At 67.0% G+C, this 19,433-nt stretch carries 19 protein-coding genes; 9 read left to right on the top strand and 10 right to left on the bottom strand.

The features are described 5' to 3' along the window. Window positions 1–112 precede the first annotated feature (112 nt). Window positions 113–586 carry a DUF1203 domain-containing protein gene (locus WDC82_RS20720; protein WP_340119307.1) on the bottom strand — a complete coding sequence of 158 codons (474 nt, stop codon included), beginning with the start codon at window positions 584–586 and terminating at the stop codon, window positions 113–115. Between the two features lie 129 nt (window positions 587–715). Between WDC82_RS20720 and WDC82_RS20715 the strand changes: the two genes are divergently transcribed. After that, window positions 716–1,504, top strand: coding sequence for an SDR family oxidoreductase (locus tag WDC82_RS20715; protein ID WP_340119306.1), 789 nt, complete (start codon window positions 716–718; stop codon window positions 1,502–1,504). Window positions 1,505–1,510: 6 nt separating this feature from the next. Here the strand turns inward: WDC82_RS20715 and WDC82_RS20710 are convergent, their stop codons facing one another. Continuing rightward, window positions 1,511–2,173 carry a MarC family protein gene (locus tag WDC82_RS20710; RefSeq protein WP_340119305.1) on the bottom strand — a complete coding sequence of 221 codons (663 nt, stop codon included), beginning with the start codon at window positions 2,171–2,173 and terminating at the stop codon, window positions 1,511–1,513. A 140-nt stretch (window positions 2,174–2,313) separates the two neighbouring features. On the opposite strand from WDC82_RS20710, the gene WDC82_RS20705 reads away from it, so the two are divergent. Further along, complete coding sequence (locus WDC82_RS20705; RefSeq protein WP_340119304.1) at window positions 2,314–2,847, top strand: PAS domain-containing protein; 534 nt, start codon at window positions 2,314–2,316, stop codon at window positions 2,845–2,847. A 21-nt stretch (window positions 2,848–2,868) separates the two neighbouring features. On the opposite strand, the gene WDC82_RS20700 is transcribed toward WDC82_RS20705, so the two are convergent. From WDC82_RS20700 to WDC82_RS20690, 3 genes are all read right to left on the bottom strand, one after another. Continuing rightward, a complete protein-coding gene (locus tag WDC82_RS20700) occupies window positions 2,869–3,876 on the bottom strand; it encodes an aldo/keto reductase (protein WP_340119303.1) in 1,008 nt (335 codons plus the stop codon). Window positions 3,877–3,944: 68 nt separating this feature from the next. Continuing rightward, complete coding sequence (locus WDC82_RS20695) at window positions 3,945–4,853, bottom strand: DMT family transporter (protein WP_340119302.1); 909 nt, start codon at window positions 4,851–4,853, stop codon at window positions 3,945–3,947. A gap of 19 nt (window positions 4,854–4,872) precedes the next feature. Next, window positions 4,873–5,484: a LysE family translocator gene (locus tag WDC82_RS20690; RefSeq protein ID WP_340119301.1), complete on the bottom strand. Its 612-nt coding sequence runs from the start codon at window positions 5,482–5,484 to the stop codon at window positions 4,873–4,875. Between the two features lie 200 nt (window positions 5,485–5,684). On the opposite strand from WDC82_RS20690, the gene WDC82_RS20685 reads away from it, so the two are divergent. After that, window positions 5,685–6,191, top strand: a complete 507-nt coding sequence (locus WDC82_RS20685; protein ID WP_340119300.1) for a DUF305 domain-containing protein — start codon at window positions 5,685–5,687, stop codon at window positions 6,189–6,191. Between the two features lie 69 nt (window positions 6,192–6,260). On the opposite strand, the gene WDC82_RS20680 is transcribed toward WDC82_RS20685, so the two are convergent. Genes WDC82_RS20680 through WDC82_RS20670 form a run of 3 tightly spaced genes read right to left on the bottom strand, consistent with a single transcriptional unit; the run spans window position 6,261 to window position 9,397 of the window. Continuing rightward, window positions 6,261–6,995: a copper resistance protein B gene (locus WDC82_RS20680; protein WP_340119299.1), complete on the bottom strand. Its 735-nt coding sequence runs from the start codon at window positions 6,993–6,995 to the stop codon at window positions 6,261–6,263. Window positions 6,996–7,005: 10 nt separating this feature from the next. Next, window positions 7,006–8,802: a copper resistance system multicopper oxidase gene (locus WDC82_RS20675; protein ID WP_340119298.1), complete on the bottom strand. Its 1,797-nt coding sequence runs from the start codon at window positions 8,800–8,802 to the stop codon at window positions 7,006–7,008. A 28-nt stretch (window positions 8,803–8,830) separates the two neighbouring features. Further along, a complete protein-coding gene (locus tag WDC82_RS20670) occupies window positions 8,831–9,397 on the bottom strand; it encodes a cupredoxin domain-containing protein (RefSeq protein WP_340119297.1) in 567 nt (188 codons plus the stop codon). A gap of 81 nt (window positions 9,398–9,478) precedes the next feature. On the opposite strand from WDC82_RS20670, the gene WDC82_RS20665 reads away from it, so the two are divergent. Beyond that, window positions 9,479–9,967: a hypothetical protein gene (locus WDC82_RS20665; protein ID WP_340119296.1), complete on the top strand. Its 489-nt coding sequence runs from the start codon at window positions 9,479–9,481 to the stop codon at window positions 9,965–9,967. Window positions 9,968–10,080: 113 nt separating this feature from the next. Here the strand turns inward: WDC82_RS20665 and WDC82_RS20660 are convergent, their stop codons facing one another. After that, window positions 10,081–10,320 (bottom strand): hypothetical protein, encoded by a 240-nt coding sequence (locus tag WDC82_RS20660; protein WP_340119295.1) that lies wholly within the window; start codon window positions 10,318–10,320, stop codon window positions 10,081–10,083. 372 nt (window positions 10,321–10,692) lie between these two features. Here WDC82_RS20660 and WDC82_RS20655 point away from each other — a divergent pair, with 372 nt between their 5' ends. Continuing rightward, window positions 10,693–11,424, top strand: a complete 732-nt coding sequence (locus WDC82_RS20655; protein ID WP_340119294.1) for a hypothetical protein — start codon at window positions 10,693–10,695, stop codon at window positions 11,422–11,424. A 27-nt stretch (window positions 11,425–11,451) separates the two neighbouring features. Here WDC82_RS20655 and WDC82_RS20650 read toward each other — a convergent pair whose 3' ends face one another. Continuing rightward, a complete protein-coding gene (locus WDC82_RS20650) occupies window positions 11,452–13,128 on the bottom strand; it encodes a thiamine pyrophosphate-binding protein (RefSeq protein ID WP_340119293.1) in 1,677 nt (558 codons plus the stop codon). Between the two features lie 165 nt (window positions 13,129–13,293). Here WDC82_RS20650 and WDC82_RS20645 point away from each other — a divergent pair, with 165 nt between their 5' ends. The 4 genes from WDC82_RS20645 (at window position 13,294) to WDC82_RS20630 (ending at window position 19,417) form a co-directional block, all read left to right on the top strand. Continuing rightward, window positions 13,294–15,780: a mechanosensitive ion channel domain-containing protein gene (locus tag WDC82_RS20645; protein ID WP_340119292.1), complete on the top strand. Its 2,487-nt coding sequence runs from the start codon at window positions 13,294–13,296 to the stop codon at window positions 15,778–15,780. 95 nt (window positions 15,781–15,875) lie between these two features. After that, window positions 15,876–17,621, top strand: coding sequence for an ABC transporter substrate-binding protein (locus WDC82_RS20640; RefSeq protein ID WP_340119291.1), 1,746 nt, complete (start codon window positions 15,876–15,878; stop codon window positions 17,619–17,621). Between the two features lie 144 nt (window positions 17,622–17,765). Then, window positions 17,766–18,188, top strand: coding sequence for a rhodanese-like domain-containing protein (locus WDC82_RS20635; RefSeq protein WP_340119290.1), 423 nt, complete (start codon window positions 17,766–17,768; stop codon window positions 18,186–18,188). Between the two features lie 35 nt (window positions 18,189–18,223). After that, window positions 18,224–19,417 carry an O-succinylhomoserine sulfhydrylase gene (locus WDC82_RS20630; protein WP_340119289.1) on the top strand — a complete coding sequence of 398 codons (1,194 nt, stop codon included), beginning with the start codon at window positions 18,224–18,226 and terminating at the stop codon, window positions 19,415–19,417. Window positions 19,418–19,433: the final 16 nt, after the last annotated feature.

The following is a 19,433-nucleotide window of genomic DNA, read 5'->3' as shown; positions in this document are numbered from 1 at the left end:
TTGCCAAGCCTGCGCAACCCTCTCCCACCGGGGGAGAGGGTTTGTCTTTTGGCTCTCTCCCTTTCGAGGGAGAGGGAGGGGCTCGTCTCAGCGGGAGGGTGAGGGGCTTTCCTCATCCCCGCTCGATGCGGCACTGGTAGCAGTTGTTGCTGGCCGAGCGCAGGTGGAGGTAGGCGATCTCCGGGCGCTGGAACAGGAAAGCGGCGCGCGATCCGATCTCCTCGGTCGGAATCACCTTCCCGGTGCCGTAGACGATGCGGTCGTCGGCGCCGTAGCCGCGCATGAGAATGGCCTCGCGTCGGGTGAAAATCGCCGGCACAGGCGCGGTTTCGCGGTAACGCGGGCAGTCCTCGGCATGGACGAAGATGGGGCCGAGTTCCGCATAGGGCTGTGGCGCCGGGAAGGGGCGGTGCGCCAGCACCAGCATGGGCGCGCCCTCGGCGATGTCGTTGAGACAGTGCCGGCAGGGGTTGCCGCCGCCGTCGGAGACCTGGCGCTCCGGGGCCTGGCCGTTGGCGTCGGCGGCGCCGGCGCGCCAGGCTTGGACAAGGTCGCTGTCGAGGGCGATGAAACGCAGGCTGGACATGGAAGAACTCCGGATTCTATGCGGCTGGCGGCAGGAAAGCAGGAGCCGCGTACCGCCCTCTATCCGCTTCTTGCGCGGCGGCGCGGAAACTGGTCCTTTGCGGGCAGGGATTCCGGCAGGAGGCAGAGCATGACTGTGGCGCCCAAGCAATTCTCGGAAATGGCGGCGGTGATTGTCGGTGGCACTTCGGGCATCGGCTTTGCAGCGGCGACGGCGTTGCTTCATAAGGGGGTGCCGCGGCTCAGGCTGGTCGGGCGCGATCGCCACCGCGCGGCCGTCGCCGTCGACGAGCTCGCCCGCGTCTACGCTGAGGCGGACATCGGCGCTTTGCCCTGCGACTGCAGCGACGGCGCGGCGGTCGAGCGCATGGTGAAGCAGGCGGCCGCAGCGATGAGCGGCATCGACCTGCTGGTCTGCTCGCCCGGCGGCAACAACCTACCGGAGCTGCTGTTCCGCCAGCCCATCGGGCAGATCAACCAGACCCTGCTGCAGGACCTGGCGCCGACGCTGAACGCCTGCCGCGCTGTGCTGCCGGTGATGATGAAACAAGGCGGCGGCTGTATCGTCACCGTCGCCTCGGACGCCGCCAAGGTGGCGACGCCGGGCGAGAGCGTCATCGGCGCGGTCATGGCCGGCATCGTGCAGTTCACCCGCACGCTGGCCATCGAGGGGCGGCGCAATGGCATTCGCGCCAACGCGGTGACGCCCTCGCTGGTCGAGGGAGCGGCGCTGACGGGGCGGCTGATGGCCGAGGGCAGTTTCTCGCAGAAGCTATTCGAGAAGGCCCGTGGCCTGGCCGCCCTCGGCCCGACCACGGCGGAGGACCTGGCCGAGCTGATCGTTTTCCTGGCCGGCCCGGCGGCGGCGAAGATCACCGGGCAGGCGATCTCGGTGAACGGCGGGATCAGCGCCGCCTGAGTCCCGTCATTTCAGGAGGCCGCTCGAGGCGATGCCGTCGAAGACGAACTGCACTGCCAGCGCCGCCAGCAGTACGCCGAACACGCGGGAGACCACGTGCAGGCCGGTGACGCCCAGCAGGCGCTGGATCTGGACGGCGATGAGCATGAGGATGAAGGTGGCCAGCAGCATGGCTGTCAGGCAGCCCACCACGATGGCGACGGTCGCCGGGTCGCCTTCCGCATCAGCCACCAGCAGGATGGTCGCGCCCATGGCGCCGGGACCGGCGAGCAGCGGTGTTGCCAGCGGAAAGACCGAGATGTCCTGTTTGGCCGTGGCCTCGCGGTTTTCGTCCTCGGTGGTGGTGACGCCCCCGGAGGGCCGCGCGAAGACCATGTCGATGGCAATCAGCAGCAGCAGGATGCCGCCGGCTGTCCTGAGCGCCGGCAGGGAGATCCCGAAGAGGTGCAGCAGGGCATCGCCGAAGAGGGCGAAGAGCAGCAGGATGCAGAGCGCGATCAGCGTGCCCTTCAGGGCGATGGCACGGCGCTCGCGCGTCGTGTTGTTGGGCGTCAGCGCGGCAAACAGCGCCGCCACGTCGAGCGGGCCGATGGTCGCGAAGAACGTGGTGGTGGCGACGAGGGCGGTTTCCAGCATGGGGCGAACGGGAGGACCGATGATGGCCGGCATCCTGGCAGGGCCGCCGGAAAAGGTCCAGCCGGCCGGCGTTTTTGTCCGCTCTGGGGTATCAATCCTTAAGGACATCCGTGCTATATCTGGCTGATCGGTCAGGGGGTGCCGCCCCCTCACGCAGGGCAGAGTGGGACGCCATGCCGTTAGCGATTAGAAATCCGCGTCTGCGGCTGCTGCTGGAGCACTATCTCGAAGTGCGCGGCGGCAAGCGCATGCCCGCACGGCGCGACATCGACGCGACGCGCCTCGGCCCTGTGCTGCCGATCATCTGGGTGAATACCTACGATCCGGCCTCCGGCAGCTTCCGCTACCGCCTGGCGGGCGAGGAGGTGAACGAGATCTTCGGCGGCTCGGTCGCCGGGCGCCTCCTGTCCGACTTCGTCGTCGGCGACCGGTACGTCGCGACCCAGCGTAACTTCCTGAAGGTGATCGGCGAGCAGGTGGCGCTGCTGGCCTCCGGCCCGGTCTACCGCTGCGCCGACCGCATCGCCATGGGCGAGCGCTTGGCCCTGCCGCTCTCGAGCGACGGCGTGACCGCCGACGGCATCATCGGCGCCACCGCCCGCGACGCCCTGGTCGATTTCGACACTGTTTCCATGAGCCAGCAGGTAACGGAGTTCGTTCCCATCGACGACCTGGAGACCGTGTTCAAGCGCGCGGTGGGGGATTGAACGCGGCTTTAGCTCGTTGGCTCACCACACCGGGCGGCCGGTGAGCGGATAGCGCGGGTCGCTGTAGCCCGGCGTCGAGGGGTGGCCGGGCGCGACCAGGGAGTCGAGGAGGCGTTCGTCGTCTTCATCGAAGCCGTGGTCGAGGGCACCGAGATAACCCTTCCACTGCTCCAGGGTGCGCGGGCCGGCCAGCACCGAGGTGATGATGGGATTGGCCAGCACCCAGTTCACCGCGAAATCGGCCGCCGTCATGCCCTTCTTCTCGGCGTGCGCCTTGATCTTCTGCGCGATGACGAGGGATTCCTCGCGGAACTCGCTCTCCAGCATACGCACGTCCTTGCGGCCGGCGCGGCTGCCCTTGGGCGCTGCCTTGCCGGGCGCGTACTTGCCGGTCAGCACGCCGCGGGCCAGCGGGCTGTAGGGCACCACGCCCAGGCCGTGGTACTCGCAGGCGGGCAGGATCTCGACCTCCGGCATGCGGTTCATGGCGTTGTAGTAGGGCTGGCAGACCACCGGTCTGTCGATGCCGGCGGCCTCGGCCAGGTGCACCAGCTCGGCAATGCGCCAGGCGCGGAAGTTGCTGACGCCCCAGTAAAGCGCCTTGCCCTGGCCCAGCACGTCGGCGACGGCACTGACCGCCTCTTCCAGCGGCGTCGAGTAGTCGTCGAGATGCAGATACCAGATGTCGACGTGATCGAGCTTCAGGCGGGAAAGGCTGTCGTCTATCGCCTTCAACAGCCACTTGCGGCTGAGGCCCTGGTTGTTGGCGTGGGTGTCGTTCACCGGATTGCCGGCCTTGGTCGCCAGCACCCAGGCGTCGCGGTCCTTGGCGATGGCGCGGCCGACGATTTCCTCCGACTTGCCCTTGCCGTACTGGTCGGCGGTGTCGATGAAGTTCACCCCGGCATCGCGCGCGTGATCGATAATCCGCTTGGCCTCTTTCTCGTCGGTCTGGTCGCCGAACATCATGGTGCCGAGGCAGATCGGCGAGACGGTAAGGCCGCTGCGGCCCAGCTTGCGCATGTCCATGGGGAGTACCTGATGGTGCTTGGAGAAGATGGCTCGCGGCGGAGTTTAGTCGGATCGACCGCTGCGTGCTAGGGCCTGAGCGCGGCCGCCGTCTGCACCGGCTTGTGGCGGGCGAGGAAGAGCGCGCCGCCGACGATCATCGCAGCGCCGAGGATGGCGGCCGGGCGCGGCGACTCGCCGAAGAAAAGCAGTCCCAGCAGTGCGGCGAAGACCAGGCCGCTGTATTTGATCGGCACCAGCTTGGCGGTTTCCGCCGCCCTGTAGGCGAGGATGTTGCAGTACTGGCCGAAGATGGCGATCGGGCCCATGGCCAGCAGGATCAGCAGGTCGGGGAGCGGCAGGCGGTCCCAGGCCCAGGCGGTGAAGACCGCGAGCCCGAGCGCGGCGCTGCCGTTCACGATGGTGAGGGTGCGCTGCGGCGTATCGTTCACCGCGGCAAAGCGCAGCAGCACCACTTCGCTGCCCCAGGCCAAGGCCTGCACGAGGGCGGCGGCCGCGCCCAGGGAGATCCAGCCCGGCGCGTCGGGATCGGGTCTCGCCACGACAATGGCGCCGGTGAGGCAGACGGCACCGGCGACGAAGTCCCGGGAGGCCACGCGTTCGCGCAGGAACACGGCGGCCAGCGCCACGGCGAAGACGCCGTTGGTCATGGCGATGGCCTGGGCATTGGCGACCGGGATGTTCAGCACGGCGTAACTGCCGAAGGCGACGCTGGCGACGCCGCAGCCGGCGCGCAGCATGTGCAGCAGGTTGAGCCGCCGCTTGGCCGTGCCGAGGAGTTCCGGCACCGCCTGGGACGCGCCGTAACGCTGGAGAAAGAACGGCAGGATGGTGAGGAAGCCGGCGAAGTAGCGCAGGAAGGCGATCTCGACCGGCGGAACCGCCTCGCTGGTCAGCTTGGGCAGGCAGAACATCAGCGCGAAGAGGAAGCTGCCGAGGACGGCCCAGCCCATGGCCTTGAGGAAATCGCGGGACACCGGGCCGGGAGAAACGCTTCTAGCGCGTGGCGATGGCGGCGGCGGCGCCAGCCATGACGCCGGCGCTCACCCGGTTGGCGGCGCGCACCGCGCGTGGCGAGCGCAGCACCCGGCGCGCCTGGGCGGCAAGCCCGGCCCAGGCGAGGTCGATGGCGGCGAGCACCACGACCATGGTCGCGGTCAGCTCCAGCCAGCCGACCACGGTCACACCCTTGAGGTCGATGATCGCCGGCAGCAGGGCGAGGTAGAACACCATGATCTTCGGGTTGCCGAGGGTGACCGCCATGCCGGCGGCAAACATCCGCCATGCCGAGCGCGCCTTAGGCAGGATCTCGGCGTCCACCGCTACCGGCGCCGTCCACATGCGCCAGGCGAGGTAGGCGAGGTAGGCGACGCCGAGGTACTTGATGATGGTGAACAGCAGTTGGAGACTCTCGGCGATGGCGGCGAGTCCCCAGACCGCGAGCGTAAGCCAGATCGCCTCGCCGATCCACATGGCGGCGATGAAGGGCAGCACGCCGCGCCAGCCGCCGGCGAGCACGCGCGCCACCAGGGCGGCAATGCTGGGGCCGGGCGAGCCGGCTGCGACCAGCAGGGCGCCGGCGAAGATCAGCAGAGCGGTGATTTCCAAGACGGCGCCACCTTCCACGAAAACCCAGAGAACTGGCCGCAGAGCATAAGACCTCCAATGGGGCCTGGGCAATCAGCTTCCGCTCATCCGGTGCCCTGACTGGGCGACGTTTTTGGAACCAAACCGCCGGCCCCCCGTTTTCAAGAAGCATCTAGAGAGGAGGGCTGTCTCCAACATGCTCGGCCGGTGAGGAGAGAATGATGAGTTATGTTCGCTTTGGTGCGATGATCGTAACGTCGACCCTGGTGATGTTCGGCCTGATGTACCTCAACAGCTATGCCCTGGATCACGTCTGGTTCAGTCAGACACGGATGTGGATGGCCTTCGTCATGGGGGCGACCATGGCAATCGTCATGCTGTCCTTCATGCTGGCGATGTACCGCAGCAAGGTGGCCAACGCCGCGATCTTCCTGGGCGGCATCGTGGTCTTTGCCGGCGCCTTGTGGCTGGTACGCAGCCAAGACACGGTGGATGATGTTTCCTTCATGAAGGCGATGATCCCGCATCACTCGATTGCAATTATGACCAGTGAGCGGGCGCACATCCGCGATCCGCGGGTCCGCGAGCTGGCGGACCAGATCATCGAGGCCCAGGTCAGCGAGATCGCCGAGATGGAACGGCTGATTGCCGAGCTCGAGCAGAATCCGCCGCCGCCGGACGCCGCCGACCTGGCGCCGCTCGATCCCGCGCAGGTTTCTACGCAATAGGCCGGCGAGTGCGCGGTACGGCGATGGCGCAGCCCCGATGCATTGGAACGCCATCGCCGCCGGCTGTCTCTAAAAGAACAGGCGCACTCCCGCCACGAAAGACACGGCATCAACCTCGCCGCCTTCGTCCCGGGTGAAGTCGGCGGTATCGAAGAGGTCGCTCTCGTAGTGAACGCCGATGTAGGGGGCGATCTCCCGGGTGATCTCGTAGCGCAGGCGCAGGCCGAGTTCGATGCCGCTTGGCCCCGAGCCGATCCCCAGTTCATCCACCTCCTGCACTGCAACGTCCAGTTCCGCCGAGGGCTGCAGCACCAGCCGTTGGGTGATCAGCAGTTCGTACTCCGCCTCGAAGCGGGCGGATACATCGCCTTTGTTACTCACGAAGAGGGCGGCATCGACCTCGAAGAACTGCGGCGCCAGACCCTGCAGGCCGATGACGCCGTAGGCCCGCTCCGGGTCCGGCTCGAAGTCGTAGCGCACGCCGGCCTGGACGTCGAAGAAGTCCGAGATCAGCCGGCTATAGAGAACCTGTACTTCCGCCTTTTCCCATTCACCGTCCAGGGCGTACTCGCCCTCGGACTTGAGAAACAGCTTGTCGTAGTCGGTGCCGATCCAGCCCTGGGCATCCCAGGCATAGAGATCCTCACCCTCATCGTTCAGGCGGTACTCGTTCTGGTCGAGCTGGAAGAAGGTGTAGATCTGGTCGTCCATCTCGGCCGCCTCTGCGGGCAGGGCAAGAAAGGTCAGGGCGAGCGCCCCGGCCAGGGCCGCCGGGAGGCGGGCCTGCTTCGAAAGCAATGTCATCGCCCTCTCCCTAATTCAAGGCGGCGGCTTGGGGGCCGCCCTCAACGATGACTTCGCGGAACATGCCGGTCGCCATGTGGTACATGAGGTGGCAGTGGAAGGCCCAGCGCCCGGGCGCATCGACCTCAACCTCTGCCAGGACGGTGGTGCCCGGCGCGATGCTGACCACGTGCTTCACCGGGTTCCACTTACCGTTGCCGTTATCGAGGATGGTCCACATGCCGTGCAGGTGCATGGGATGGGTCATCATAGTCTCGTTGACGAACTTGAAGCGCACGCGCTCGCCGTAGGTTAGCCGGATCGGCTCGGCCTCGGAGTACTTCTTGTCGTTGATCGACCAGAAATAGCGCTCCATGTTGCCGGTAAGACGGATCTCGATCTCCCGCGTGGGCTCACGGACCTCGTAGAGCGGGCGCTGCGCCTTGAGGTCGGCGTAGGAGAGGAACTTGCCGCCGTTGGCGGCCTTGGGCGTAAGGCCGCTACCGGGGGCATAGAAGGGATCTGCATCCGCCGAAGCCGGCGGCATCGCGTGCCCCATCGCGGCGTGGTCCATGCCGCTCATAGGCTGTTGCGCCGGGGGTCCATCGGCCTGCGGCATGGTGCCGTGCCCCATGGCCGCGTGATCCATACCCGACATTGGCGGCTCGACCGCTCCCGGGGCTTCGGCCGCCGGCATGGAATGGCCCATGGCTGCGTGATCCATCCCTTCCATATCCCCATGGCTCATGTCGGCCATGGTCAGCAGGGGACGTGGGCGCAGCCCGGGAACCTCCGCCGTCATCCCATCGCGCGGCGCCAGGGTGCCGCGGGCCAGGCCGCCACGTTCCAGCGGCTCGGCGACGAGGGTATAGGCCTGATCCTCCATCGGCCGCACGATGACATCGTAGGTCTCCGCCACCGCGATGCGGAACTCGTCGACCTTGACTGGCTGCACATTGTTGCCGTCGGCCTGCACCACGGTCATTTCGAGGCCGGGGATACGGACGTCGAAGTAGGTCATGGCGGCGGCGTTGATAAAGCGCAGACGCACCCGCTCGCCGGGGGCGAAGAGGCCGGTCCAGTTCTGCTCCGGGTTCTTGCCGTTCACCAGGAAGGTGTAGCCGCTGATGTCGGCAATGTCGGTGGGCGTCATGCGCATTCCGCCCCAGTCGAGGCGATCGGCGAGGGCCGCGTCGAAGCCCTTTTCCTCCGCCTCGTCGAAGAGCGACAGCAGGGTGCGCTGGTTGTAGTTGTAGTAGTCTGACTGCTTTTTCAGGTTGGCGAGGATCTTCTCCGGCTTGGTGTCATGCCAGTCGGACAGCACCACCACGTACTCGCGGTCGTAGCGGAAGGGCTCGCGGCCCTGCGGCTCGATGACGATGGAGCCGTAGACGCCCGACTGCTCCTGCAGGCCGGAGTGGCTGTGGAACCAGTAGGTGCCGCTCTGCTGCGCGGGAAAGCGGTAGGTGTGGGTGGTGCCCGGCTTGATGCCGTCGAAGCTCAGTCCCGGGACGCCGTCCTGCGAAGTCGGCACGATGAGCCCGTGCCAGTGGATCGAGGTGTCCTCATCGAGGGTATTGGTCACGTTGATGACCAGGTCCTCGCCTTCCTTGAAGCGCAGGGTCGGACCCGGCACCGTGCCATTGATGGCAAGGGCGGTCCGGTCGCTTCCGGAGACGTTGATGGTGGTCTCGCCGATGGTGAGGTCATAGGTGCCGGCCAGGGCGGGCGGCACGCCGAGCAGCGCCGTGACCACGCCGACGGCGGCAAAGGCCGCCCGGGTGTTACGGGCCGCCCGGCTGTTGCGGGCATTCAGCCAGGTTTTCATATTGGTGTCCTCCGTTCCTCGACGCCGCTCAGCTGCCGCTGCCGGCCGGCTTGGTGACGTCGATCTCGCCCATCATACCCGCCTCGTAGTGCCCGGGGATGTTGCAGGCGAACTCGAGGTGGGTGTCGGCGGTGAACCTCCACACCAGTTCCTTGGTGGCGCCGGGCTCGACCAGCACGCTGTTGGCATCGTCGTGCTCCATGCCGTGGCCGCCGTGGTCCATCTGCATCTTCTCGTGGTCGATGCCGGTCGGCGTGATCATGCCGTGCTCCATCATGGTCGCCATTTCCTTCTGATGGGTGGCATGCATGGCAGCGGTGCCGAGATTGAATTCATGGAGGAATTCGCCGTCGTTCTTCACCACGAAGCGCACGGTCTCTCCGGCGGCGATGGTCAGGTGCTCCGGCTCGAAGTAGTTGTCGCTCATGACGACCTCGATGGTGCGGTCGGCGGCCGCGCCATCGCCCGGCTCGCCGATGGCGGGGCCGTGGCCGTGGCCGCCACTATGCGAACCGGCGGCAAGTGCTACGCCGGCACCGGCAATGGTTGAGAAAGCAAGGGCGAAGGCAAGGGACTTGGAAAGCTGAACAGGCATTGAAACGACTCCAATTGTACCGGGCCTGCTACGCCAGAGCCGAAGGGCTCGCGCGCCCGCGGCGCGAAGCGGAACAGACAGTTGTCGGAAAGGCGAAATAAGATCCGGGGCAAACACCGCCAGCGCGTTCAAGCGAGCGCTTCCGGCGGTTTCAACCGGTCAGCCGCGGCGCGGCGGCGGCGGATCGAAAGAAGTCGTGAGCTGCCGAAAGGGGAGGTGGTGCGGCGCCGTGACAGCGACGACGATATAGGCTGGAGCGGCGGCAGTGAGCGGCCGGAGCAGGGGCGTGAAGACTTGGCTGCAGTCGGCGTGGCCGGGTGGCAGCGCACCATTGCTTTCGGCCTGCGGCTTGTCGAGTTCAGCCTGCAGGCAGGAGGCGCCGAAATGGCTGTGACTGGCGATGCTCTGGTGGCTGGAATTTTGGTGATCGTCAGCCTGTGTGGCCTCAGCGTGCGGGGGATGGATGCCAAAGGCGAGCGCGATAGCTGCGACCAGGGCCAACATTCGGGCGGCAGCCCGCCACCGCTTGGCTATGCTCAGTCCCAGTCTCATCTCCACCCGTCGATCTAACCCACCACCAGAAATCGCTATCTGGGGCCTCCACCTACTGGAAGGTCAAGAGGCGAGGTGTCTTTTATGAAAGTCAATCGAGGACTCCGTGTCCCTGGCCGGGAAGTCATGGCCTAGTTGCCGTCGGATTTCTTGCTTTTCAGCTCTTGACGCAGGCGGTCCTGGAACTTGCCGCCGTCGGTGCGCGTCGCCAGGAACCGGCGCACCGCCTCGCCTGCCGACTCACGGTCGTAGGGCTCCCAGCCGTTCATCTTGGTCAGCAGATGATTGAGGGCATCCGGGTTGATACGCCCGCGCAGCTGGGCCAGCTGGCGCAGCAGCGTGCGGCGGGCATCGTCGGCGTTGTCAGCCATCGGCGAGCACCTGTCCTCGGTTGGCGGTTTTGTCCCGCAGGGCCTCAATTTTGTCACCCGCGGCAGTTATGCCACCCTAAAGGCACAAGCGGTAAGCTCCGGTTAACGGCTTTCGCGCGCCGGACCGGCCGCGCCGGGAGGCCGGCACGGCATGCCATGGCGCGGAAGAACCGGGACCAGGGTGCCGGCTGCGGCTTGCCTGGTGCCGGGAGCGGTGGTAGAAAAAGTTGCCGCAGCAAATAAAGTTATCGAAATTTCAATTAGTTAGATTGGGGCGGGCGGCGAACGCTCATGCGCGCCGGAGCCTGGGCTCCCCTCGCCACCAGCCTCCTTGTTCGTTTCGACCTGTAGTTTCAAGGACTTCAGCCGGATATGTCGCTAGGCCTTCATGAAAACCGTCAGCGCCGCCGCCGCCGCTTCTGGTGGGGTGTCACAAAGTGGACCGCGGCGCTGGTCCTGGTGCTTGCTGCGGGTGTCTATTCTTATCGCTTCGGAACCGAGCTCGCCGAGCACAAGGTGGCCGTGGCAGAGGAGCGCATCGCCGAGCTGGAGATGGAGGTTTCCGGCCTGCAGGAGCAGAGCGCCGGGCTGGCCACCGACCTCGCCAAGGCCCGCGAGACCATCACCGCTTGGCAGGCCCGCTACGAGCGCGAGGTGCCGACCGGCTTCGTGCGCGAGATGATGGCGCTGGTGCAGCAGAAGCTGCAAGCCGGTGCCGACGAAGAACGGCTGGCCTTCCTCGTCTCGGCAGCGGACAAGCCGCGCAGCTGCGACGGCCAGCCGGAGACCAAGCGCTTCATCGTCACCACCGAGCTGCAGACCGGCGGCGCCAACGATGCCGTCAGCTTCGGCGAGCGCGCGATCACCGTGACCGCGGTAGGCGAGGCGGCGCGCAACGCCAACGGCAACCTGGAAGCCTGGTTCGATCCGCAGAAGCCGATCAACATCACCTTCACCCAGCTGGGCGGCAAGACGGTGACCGCCGAAGGCGCCCTGCCGCTGCATCACTCGGTCGTCGCCGGCGACGACGAATACCGCTTTACCGTGCTGCCCGGCGCGCGCGGTTTCCTTACCGTCACCGCCGACCGCTGCGACTATCCGTGATTTGCGAATGGCAGCCGAGGTGGCTGCTTACTTCGCGAGCGCCTTGGCGCGCAGGCCGGAGAGGGTGGCGCTGGGGGTGATCGCCTCCGGATCGATGCGCAGCTCCAGGAGGGCCGGTTTCCCGGAGGCCTGGGCGCGCTGGAAGGCCGCGGCGAAGTCGGCGTCGTCTTCCACCAGCTCGCCGTGGGCGCCGTAGGCGCGCGCCAGCGCCGCGAAATCGGGATTCACCAGATCGGTGGCGCTGACCCGTGCCGGATAGTGGTTCTCCTGGTGCATGCGGATGGTGCCCAGGCTGGCGTTGTTCACCACGATGACGATGATGTTGAGGCCGTACTGCACGGCGGTCGCCAGCTCCTGGCCGTGCATCATGAAGCAGCCGTCGCCGGCAAAGCAAACGACCGGGCGGTCGGGATGCACCGCCTTGGCCGCCACCGCCGCCGGCAGGCCATAGCCCATGGAGCCGGAGGTCGGCGCCAGCTGGCTGCGGAAGTGGCGGAAGCGGTAGAAGCGATGCACCCAACCGGTGTAGTTGCCCGCGCCGTTGGTGATGATGGCTTCCGGAGGCAACGTTTCGCGCAGCCAGTCCATTACCTTGCCCATCTGCAGCCTGCCGGGAATCGTGGTCGGCGTGTTGTGCGCCAGATAGTCGGCGTGCGCCGCCGCGGTCCAGTCCTGCCAAACGCTGCCGTCGAGCGCCGGCATTGCATTGGCCGCGCGCACGAAGGCGGCGCTGCCTGCGTGGATCGCCAGCTCTGGGCGGTAGACACGGCCCAATTCTTCGGCGTCGGGGTAGACGTGCACCAGCGGCTGGTCCGGGTTGGGTATCTTCATCAGGCTGTAGCCGCCGCTGGTCATCTCGCCAAAGCGCGAGCCCAGGAGAATCAAGAGGTCGGTCTCGCGCACCCGTGCGGCCAACCGGGGGTCGATGGCGATGCCGACCTGGCCGACGTAGCAGGGATGGGTATTGTCGAAGTAGTCCTGGCAGCGGAAGGACGCGGCGACCGGCAGGCTGTTCGCCGCCGCGAAAGACTCCAGCTCGGCCTTGGCCTCGGCGCTCCAGCCGCCGCCGCCGACGATGACCAGCGGTCGCCTGGCGCGCTGCAGGCGGCGCCAGAGCTCTGCCATCAGGTGCGGCTCGGGGGCGCCGGCGCTGGCGTGGTAGGGCCGCGCCAGCAGCGGCGCCGGCACCGGCGCTGACAGCATGTCTTCAGGCAGCGCCAGCACCACCGGTCCCGGGCGGCCGGAAGTCGCTGTATGGAAGGCGCGACTCACCATTTCCGGGATGCGCGCGGCGTCGTCGATCTGCGCCACCCACTTTGCCATCTCGCCATACATGCGGCGGTAGTCGATCTCCTGGAACGCCTCGCGCTCGGTCATGCCGCGGCCAACCTGACCGATGAAGAGGATCATCGGCGTGGAATCCTGGAACGCAATGTGCACCCCGGCGCTGGCGCTGGTCGCGCCCGGCCCGCGCGTCACAAAGCAGATGCCGGGCCGTCCGGTCAGCTTGCCGTAGGCATCGGCCATCATCGCCGCGCCGCCTTCCTGGCGGCAGAGGTGATAGGTGACCTCCGGGGTGTCGTAGAGCGCGTCGAGCACCGCCAGGTAGCTCTCGCCGGGCACGCCGAAGATGCGGTCGACGCCTTCGGCTACCAGTTGATCGACCAGGATGCGGCCGCCGTTGGCCAGGGTGCTTTCGCTCATGATGTCTCGTCAGCTGGAGGATGGAACTACCGATGCCAGACTAGTGTCTGCGCACGGGCTGGCAAGGGGGCAGCCGACAACGGCTCAGGCGGCTTTCGCGGCCGGCGTGCCGCGTGCTAGGTAGGGGCCGGCCTTCCCGACCGGCCTTCCTGAGAGGTATCCGCCGTGCCCCGCCGTCTCCGTCACCTGCTCCGGTTGCTGATCGTCTGCCTGGGTCTCGCGGCCCCGGCGATACTGTGGGTCCCGGCGCCGTCGGCGGCGCAGACCCCCGGCCAGACCGCGGGCGGCCAGGCCGCGGGCGCGCAGGGCGTAGCGGTTTCTTTCGAAGCCTGGCAGCGCAGCCTTGATCTGGTCGACCAGCAGCTCAGCCGGGTCGACACCACCGCCGAGAGCGCCACCCGTTTCTTCGAAGTGACGGCCGAGGTCCGCCAGGAAGCCGCCGCGGCTATCGCGGCGATGCAGCCACGGGTGGACAGCGTGCAGCGCCGCCTTGACGCCCTGGGGCCGCCGCCGGGTGAGGGCGAGGAGAGCGAGGCGCCGCAGGTGGCCCAGCAGCGTGCCAAGCTGCGCGAGGAACTGCAGCAGGTGAACGGGCAGATCACCCAGGCCAAGCTGGCGATGGTGCGCGCCGACGAGTTGGACGCCCTGATCGGCTCGCTGTCGCAACGCAAGCGCTTCGAGGCGCTGTTCCGCAGCTATCCCTTCCCCTGGGCGCCGGAGACCTGGCGTGAGGGTGTGCCCGAATTCTTCGCCATCGTGGAAGAGATGGCGCGCTCGCCGGTCGAGTGGTGGGACAGCGTGTCGGGCGACGAGCGCCATCAGGCGCTCTCGGCGAGGATCGCCGTGCTGCTGACCCTGGCGCTGCTGGGCGGCGGCGTGCTGCGCTACTGGCTGATCCGGCGCTTTGGCCGCGACCCGGCTGTCGCCGAACCGCACTACGGCACGCGCCTGGTCGCCGCCATTGCCAGCGCGGCGGCGCGCGGCATCGTTCCCGCCCTGGTGTTCGCCGGCCTGTTCTACATGGTCTGGAGCAACCACGGGGCCGAGGAGACCCTGTTCTGGACGCTCCTGATGCTGCTCTTCGCGGTCATGGCGTTCTTCAGCCTGGCCTGGGCGCTGCCCTACGCGGTGCTGTCGCCGGACCTGCCGCAGTGGCGTCTGCTGCCGGTTTCTCCGGACAACGCGCGTATCCTCGGTCGCCGCTTGATCCTGCTGGCGGCGCTCTTTGCCGTGCAGATTTTCATGGCTGAAGCGCAGCGCGAGATTGGCGTCAGCGACGCCTACTTCTCGCTTTCCACTTTCCTGCTCAACCTGCTGCCCGCGCTGCTGCTAATCGACACCTCGCGCCCGCGCTATTGGCTACGCGACCGCTCCGGGGCTGCAGAGGAAGAGGAGGCAGGCGAAGACGAGGACGACAACACGCTGGAGTCCACCTTCTGGCGGGCTGTCCGCCGCCTGATTGCGCTGGCCGCCTTCTTCAGCATTCTCGCCTCGCTCGTGGGCTATGCGGATCTCGCCGCCTTCCTGGTGCAAAACCTGCTCATCAGCCTCGTCACCCTCAGCGGGCTCGCCATCCTGCGCGGCCTGATGCGTGAGGTGATCGGTGCCTGGCTGCGCTCCGGTTTCATGCGCGAGGCGCTTGAGATCCGTCATGTCGCGCGTAACCGCATCAAGTTCTGGGTGCGCGCGCTGCTGGACGTGGTGCTGATCGTCTTCGGGACGGTGATCATCGCCTCGATCTGGTTCTCGCCCTTCGGCGAGTTCTGGACCGAGGCTCGCCGCCTGCTGTCGGGCGTCACCATCGGCGGCGTTACGATCTCCTTTTCCGATATGCTGGTGGCCCTGGTCATCTTCGCCGCCATTCTGCTGTTGACGCGCCTTTTCCAGAGGGTGCTCAGGAGCCGGGTGCTGCCGCAGACCGGATTCGATTCCGGCGTGCAGAATTCGCTCTCCGCGGGCTTCGGCTACATCGGCGTCATCCTGGCGGTAGTCTTCGGCATTTCGGCCCTGGGCGTCGACCTCTCCAACATCGCGCTGATCGCCGGCGCGCTGTCGGTCGGTATCGGCTTCGGTCTGCAGACCGTCGTCAGCAACTTCGTCTCCGGCATCATTCTGCTCATCGAGCGGCCGATCAAGGTCGGTGACTGGGTGATGGTCGGCGGCAACGAGGGGACCGTTAAGCAGATCACCGTGCGTTCGACGGAGCTGCAAACCTTTCAGCGCGCCTCGGTGATCATTCCGAACTCGGACTTCATCTCGACGTCGGTGATCAACTGGACTCACAAGGACCACTACGGGCGCATCGAGGTGGCGGTCGGCGTCGCCTACGGCTCCGACGTCGAAAAGGTACGCGCGGTGCTGCTCGATTGCGCGCAGAAGCACGAACAGGTGCTGACTTCGCCGGAGCCGCAGGTGCTGTTCATGAACTTCGGCGCCAGCAGCCTGGATTTCGAACTGCGTTGCTTTACCAACGAAGTCAGCTACCGGTTGTCGATCTCGAGCGACCTTCGCTTCGCGATTGACAAGGCCTTCCGCGACGCGGGCATCGAAATTCCCTTCCCGCAGCACGTGGTCCACTTCGCCGATCCCGCCCAGGGGGCCAAGGTCACGGAATCAAAAGATAAATCGGATCGCTCCGCACCGCCGGCATGACCTGGGCCGACTTCGCTGTCCTGTAGACTTATGCATGGTAGCGCCTATCATGCCGTCAAGGGTTAGGGGTGACCACCGGCCGGAGGGGCCGGCCGATGGCGCAGGGCGCGCGGACGTTGGCATCGACCGTGCCGACGGCGCCGACCCCTGCCGAACATGCGCACGGGGCCGGCATGGGAGACGGGAACCAGCATCCGATGATTGCGGGGCTGCGCGCGCAGCTGGCCGCTGGCTGCCTGGCGCGTCGCGATTTCCTGCGTCTGGCGACGCTGCTCGGTGTATCGGCCGCGAGTGCCGCGTCGATGGCGGGCATCGCTGCTGCACAGCGCGCCGAGGCGGGAGTGCGCGGGCGCGGCGGTCGGCTCGTCCTTGGCGCGCAGGTGCAGCCGCTCAATGATCCTCACGCTCTTGCCTGGCTGGCGCCGGCCAACATCGTGCACCAGGTCTGCGAACCGCTGACGCGCACCGGCTTTGACAACATCACGCGGCCACATCTGCTGCGCGGCTGGCGCGCCGCGCCTGATCTCAAGGCCTGGGATCTCTACCTGCGCGACGACGTCACCTGGCGCAGCGGCCGCCGCTTCGTCGCCGACGACGTGGTGTGGAATCTGCGCCGCCTGCTCGACCCGGCGACCGGTTCTTCAGCGCTGGGGCTGATGCGCGGCTACATGCTGGCCGACAAGATGCAGAGCGGGCAGCAGGGGACAGTGGCGGTGCCGCGGCTGTGGGACGCCGGCGCCATCGAGAAAGTCGACGACTTCCATGTGCGCCTCAATCTCAAGAGCCCGCAAGTCGCGGTTCCCGAGCACCTGTTCCACTACACCAACGTGATGATGGACCCGGAGGAAGGCGGCCGCTTCGGGGTCGGCAGCAACGGCACCGGGGCCTTCAGCCTGGAAGAGTACCAAGTCGGCGCGCGGGCGCTGTTGCGCGCAAGAAGCGACGCCGGGGCCGGCGGCCGGCATCCGCTGCTGGACGAATTGCTGCTGCTCGACCTCGGCGACGAAGGCTCGGCAGCGGCGGGCGCGCTGGTGTCAGGCCAGGTCGACGGCCTGGTGCGCTGCGATTATGCCGTTGCCGAGGGACTCGCCAACCATGCGGAACTGCAGGTCCACCATACGCGCACCGCGGCGACCGCCATGCTGCAGATGAAAGTCGACCAGCGGCCTTTCGACGATCCACGGGTGCGCCGCGCTCTGCGTCTGGCGGTCGACGTCGAGGCGGTCACGCGCCTCGCCCTGCGCGGCTTCGGCGAGCCGGCCGAGCATCACCTGGTGGCGCCGGTGCATCCTTGCTACGTGCCGCTCCCGCCGCTGCGCTGCAATCCGCAGGAGGCCCGCAGCCTGCTCGCCGAGGCCGGCTATCCCGGGGGACTCGATCTCACCATAACCTGCAAGTCCTGGCCGCAATGGGAACTGCATGCCGTGGAGGCTATGGTCGAGCAGTACGCCGCCGCCGGCATCCGCTGCAGCATCGAAATGCTGCCGCCGGCGCAGTTTTGGGAGGTGTGGGACAAGGTGCCGCTGGCCTTTGTCGAATGGGCCCCGCGGCCGTTGGGCTTCATGCTGCTGGATCTCACCATGCGCTCGGGGGTGCCGTGGAACGCCACCGGCTTTGCCGATCCGGAACTGGATGCCCTACTCGACCGGGTGGAAGCCGAAGTCGAGGTTGCTGCCCGGCGTCCGCTGATGGCGCGGATCGAGGCGATCATGCAGGAGCGCGGACCGGTGGTGCAGCCGGCCTGGCTTTCGGTGGTCACGGTGATGTCGCGGCGGGTCGGCGGTTTCCGGCTGCACCCCACCACCCTGCTGTTCGCCGAGGACTATTTCCTCATGAGCTGAGGGGGAATTAAGCATAAATCTGGCATCCAGGCTGTGAATTAGGGTGTTGCGTCTCCGCCCCCGCGGCATAAACTCGCCAGCCCTAAAGGGTCCGTTATTCGGGCCCCAGCGGGGTGAAGGGATCTGGGCGATGGAGGTCAAGCGATGAACGAGAACTACGCAGGTGACCTGCGCCCGGCGGAAGCCTGGGCGCTGCTGGAAAAGGACCCCAAGGCGGTGCTGGTCGACGTGCGCACCGTGCCGGAATGGGGCTTCGTCGGCGTGCCGCGCCTCGACGGCCTGGGCAAGGAGACGCTTTGCATTTCCTGGCAGAGTTTTCCTGACATGGCGCGCAACGAGAACTTTGTCGCCGAGGTGGCGGCACGCGGGGTGGCCAAGGACCAGCCGGTGCTGCTGCTGTGCCGCTCCGGCGCGCGCTCGCGCGCGGCGGCTATCGCACTCACCGAGGCCGGCTTCGGACCGTGCTACAATGTGGCCGAAGGCTTCGAGGGCGACCGCGATGGTGCGCTGCACCGCGGCAGCGTCGGCGGCTGGAAGGTGGCGGGCCTGCCCTGGGCCCAAGGCTAATGCGGACTCGGGCGGGTTAGAGAAAGATCGGCACCATGCCAAAGGACAACGAGACAACGCGCCGCTGGCGCCCGCAGACCGAACTGGTGCGCGGCGGCCTGGCGCGCAGCCCCTTCGAGGAAACCAGCGAGGCGCTCTACCTCACCTCCGGCTATGTTTACGGCTCCGCCGAGGAGGCCGAGGCCGCGTTCAAGGGCGACCGCCTGCGCTTCGTCTATTCGCGCTATGCCAACCCGACGGTGTCGATGTTCGAGGAGCGCCTGCGCCTGCTGGAAGGCGCCGAGGCCTGCCGCGCCACCGCCAGCGGCATGGCGGCGGTCTTCGCCGCTCTCATGGCGCAGCTGAAGGCGGGTGACCGCGTGGTTGCGTCGCGCGCGCTGTTCGGCTCCTGCCAGTACATCATCGCGGAATTGCTGCCGCGCTTCGGCGTCGAGACGCAACTCATCGACGGCAGGGATCTCGACGCCTGGGAGCAGGCGCTGGCCAAGGGCGCGCAGGCGGTCTTCCTGGAGACGCCCTCCAATCCGACGCTGGAAGTCATCGACATCAAGGCGGTCAGCGAGCGTGCCCACGCCGTGGGGGCCAAGGTGGTGGTCGACAACGTTTTCGCCACGCCGCTGCTGCAGCGCCCGCTGGCGTTGGGCGCCGACGTCGTGGTCTACTCCACCACCAAGCACGTCGACGGCCAGGGCCGCACCCTGGGGGGCGCCATCCTGTGCAGCGAGTCCTTTATCCAGGACCATCTGCAGAACTTCTACCGCCACACCGGCCCTTCCATGAGCCCGTTCAATGCCTGGGTCATGCTGAAGGGTCTGGAAACACTGGACCTGCGCGTGCAGCGCCACTGCGCCAACGCGCTGGCGGTCGCCGAATTTCTGGAAGGCCGAAAGGGCGTGGCGAAGACGCTTTATCCGGGCCTTCCCAGCCATCCGCAGGCCGCGCTCGCCAAGCGCCAGATGCAGGGCGGCAGCACGCTCGTCGCCTTCGAGCTGGAGGGCGGAAAAGCGCGCGCTTTTCGCTTTATGAACGCGCTGAGGCTCATCGACATCTCCAATAACCTCGGCGATTCGAAGAGCCTGATCACCCATCCTGCGACCACCACGCACCAGCGTCTCTCTCCGGAAGCGCGCGCTGAGCTCGGTATCGGCGATGGCCTGCTGCGCCTTTCCGTCGGTCTGGAAGACGCCGCTGATCTCATCGAAGACCTGGAGCAGGCGCTGGCGGCGTAAGCCGGCTCCCGCCAGC

It is taken from the genome of Pelagibius sp. 7325 (assembly GCF_037652055.1).
GTDB lineage: Bacteria > Pseudomonadota > Alphaproteobacteria > Kiloniellales > Kiloniellaceae > Pelagibius.
The sequence above is the reverse complement of the archived record's forward strand: the minus strand, read 5'-3'. Positions and strand labels throughout refer to the sequence as shown.

Excerpts from the sequence above, each read along its gene's own strand:
- WDC82_RS20685 (WP_340119300.1), top strand. The coding sequence starts at position 5,685 with ATGAGTTATGTTCGCTTTGGTGCGATGATCGTAACGTCGACCCTGGTG.
- WDC82_RS20655 (WP_340119294.1), top strand. The coding sequence starts at position 10,693 with ATGTCGCTAGGCCTTCATGAAAACCGTCAGCGCCGCCGCCGCCGCTTC.
- WDC82_RS20715 (WP_340119306.1), top strand. The coding sequence starts at position 716 with ATGACTGTGGCGCCCAAGCAATTCTCGGAAATGGCGGCGGTGATTGTC.
- WDC82_RS20650 (WP_340119293.1), bottom strand. The coding sequence starts at position 13,128 with ATGAGCGAAAGCACCCTGGCCAACGGCGGCCGCATCCTGGTCGATCAA.
- WDC82_RS20710 (WP_340119305.1), bottom strand. The coding sequence starts at position 2,173 with ATGCCGGCCATCATCGGTCCTCCCGTTCGCCCCATGCTGGAAACCGCC.
- WDC82_RS20630 (WP_340119289.1), top strand. The coding sequence starts at position 18,224 with ATGCCAAAGGACAACGAGACAACGCGCCGCTGGCGCCCGCAGACCGAA.
- WDC82_RS20640 (WP_340119291.1), top strand. The coding sequence starts at position 15,876 with ATGGCGCAGGGCGCGCGGACGTTGGCATCGACCGTGCCGACGGCGCCG.
- WDC82_RS20720 (WP_340119307.1), bottom strand. The coding sequence starts at position 586 with ATGTCCAGCCTGCGTTTCATCGCCCTCGACAGCGACCTTGTCCAAGCC.
- WDC82_RS20705 (WP_340119304.1), top strand. The coding sequence starts at position 2,314 with ATGCCGTTAGCGATTAGAAATCCGCGTCTGCGGCTGCTGCTGGAGCAC.
- WDC82_RS20660 (WP_340119295.1), bottom strand. The coding sequence starts at position 10,320 with ATGGCTGACAACGCCGACGATGCCCGCCGCACGCTGCTGCGCCAGCTG.
- WDC82_RS20675 (WP_340119298.1), bottom strand. The coding sequence starts at position 8,802 with ATGAAAACCTGGCTGAATGCCCGCAACAGCCGGGCGGCCCGTAACACC.
- WDC82_RS20680 (WP_340119299.1), bottom strand. The coding sequence starts at position 6,995 with ATGACATTGCTTTCGAAGCAGGCCCGCCTCCCGGCGGCCCTGGCCGGG.
- WDC82_RS20635 (WP_340119290.1), top strand. The coding sequence starts at position 17,766 with ATGAACGAGAACTACGCAGGTGACCTGCGCCCGGCGGAAGCCTGGGCG.
- WDC82_RS20700 (WP_340119303.1), bottom strand. The coding sequence starts at position 3,876 with ATGGACATGCGCAAGCTGGGCCGCAGCGGCCTTACCGTCTCGCCGATC.
- WDC82_RS20670 (WP_340119297.1), bottom strand. The coding sequence starts at position 9,397 with ATGCCTGTTCAGCTTTCCAAGTCCCTTGCCTTCGCCCTTGCTTTCTCA.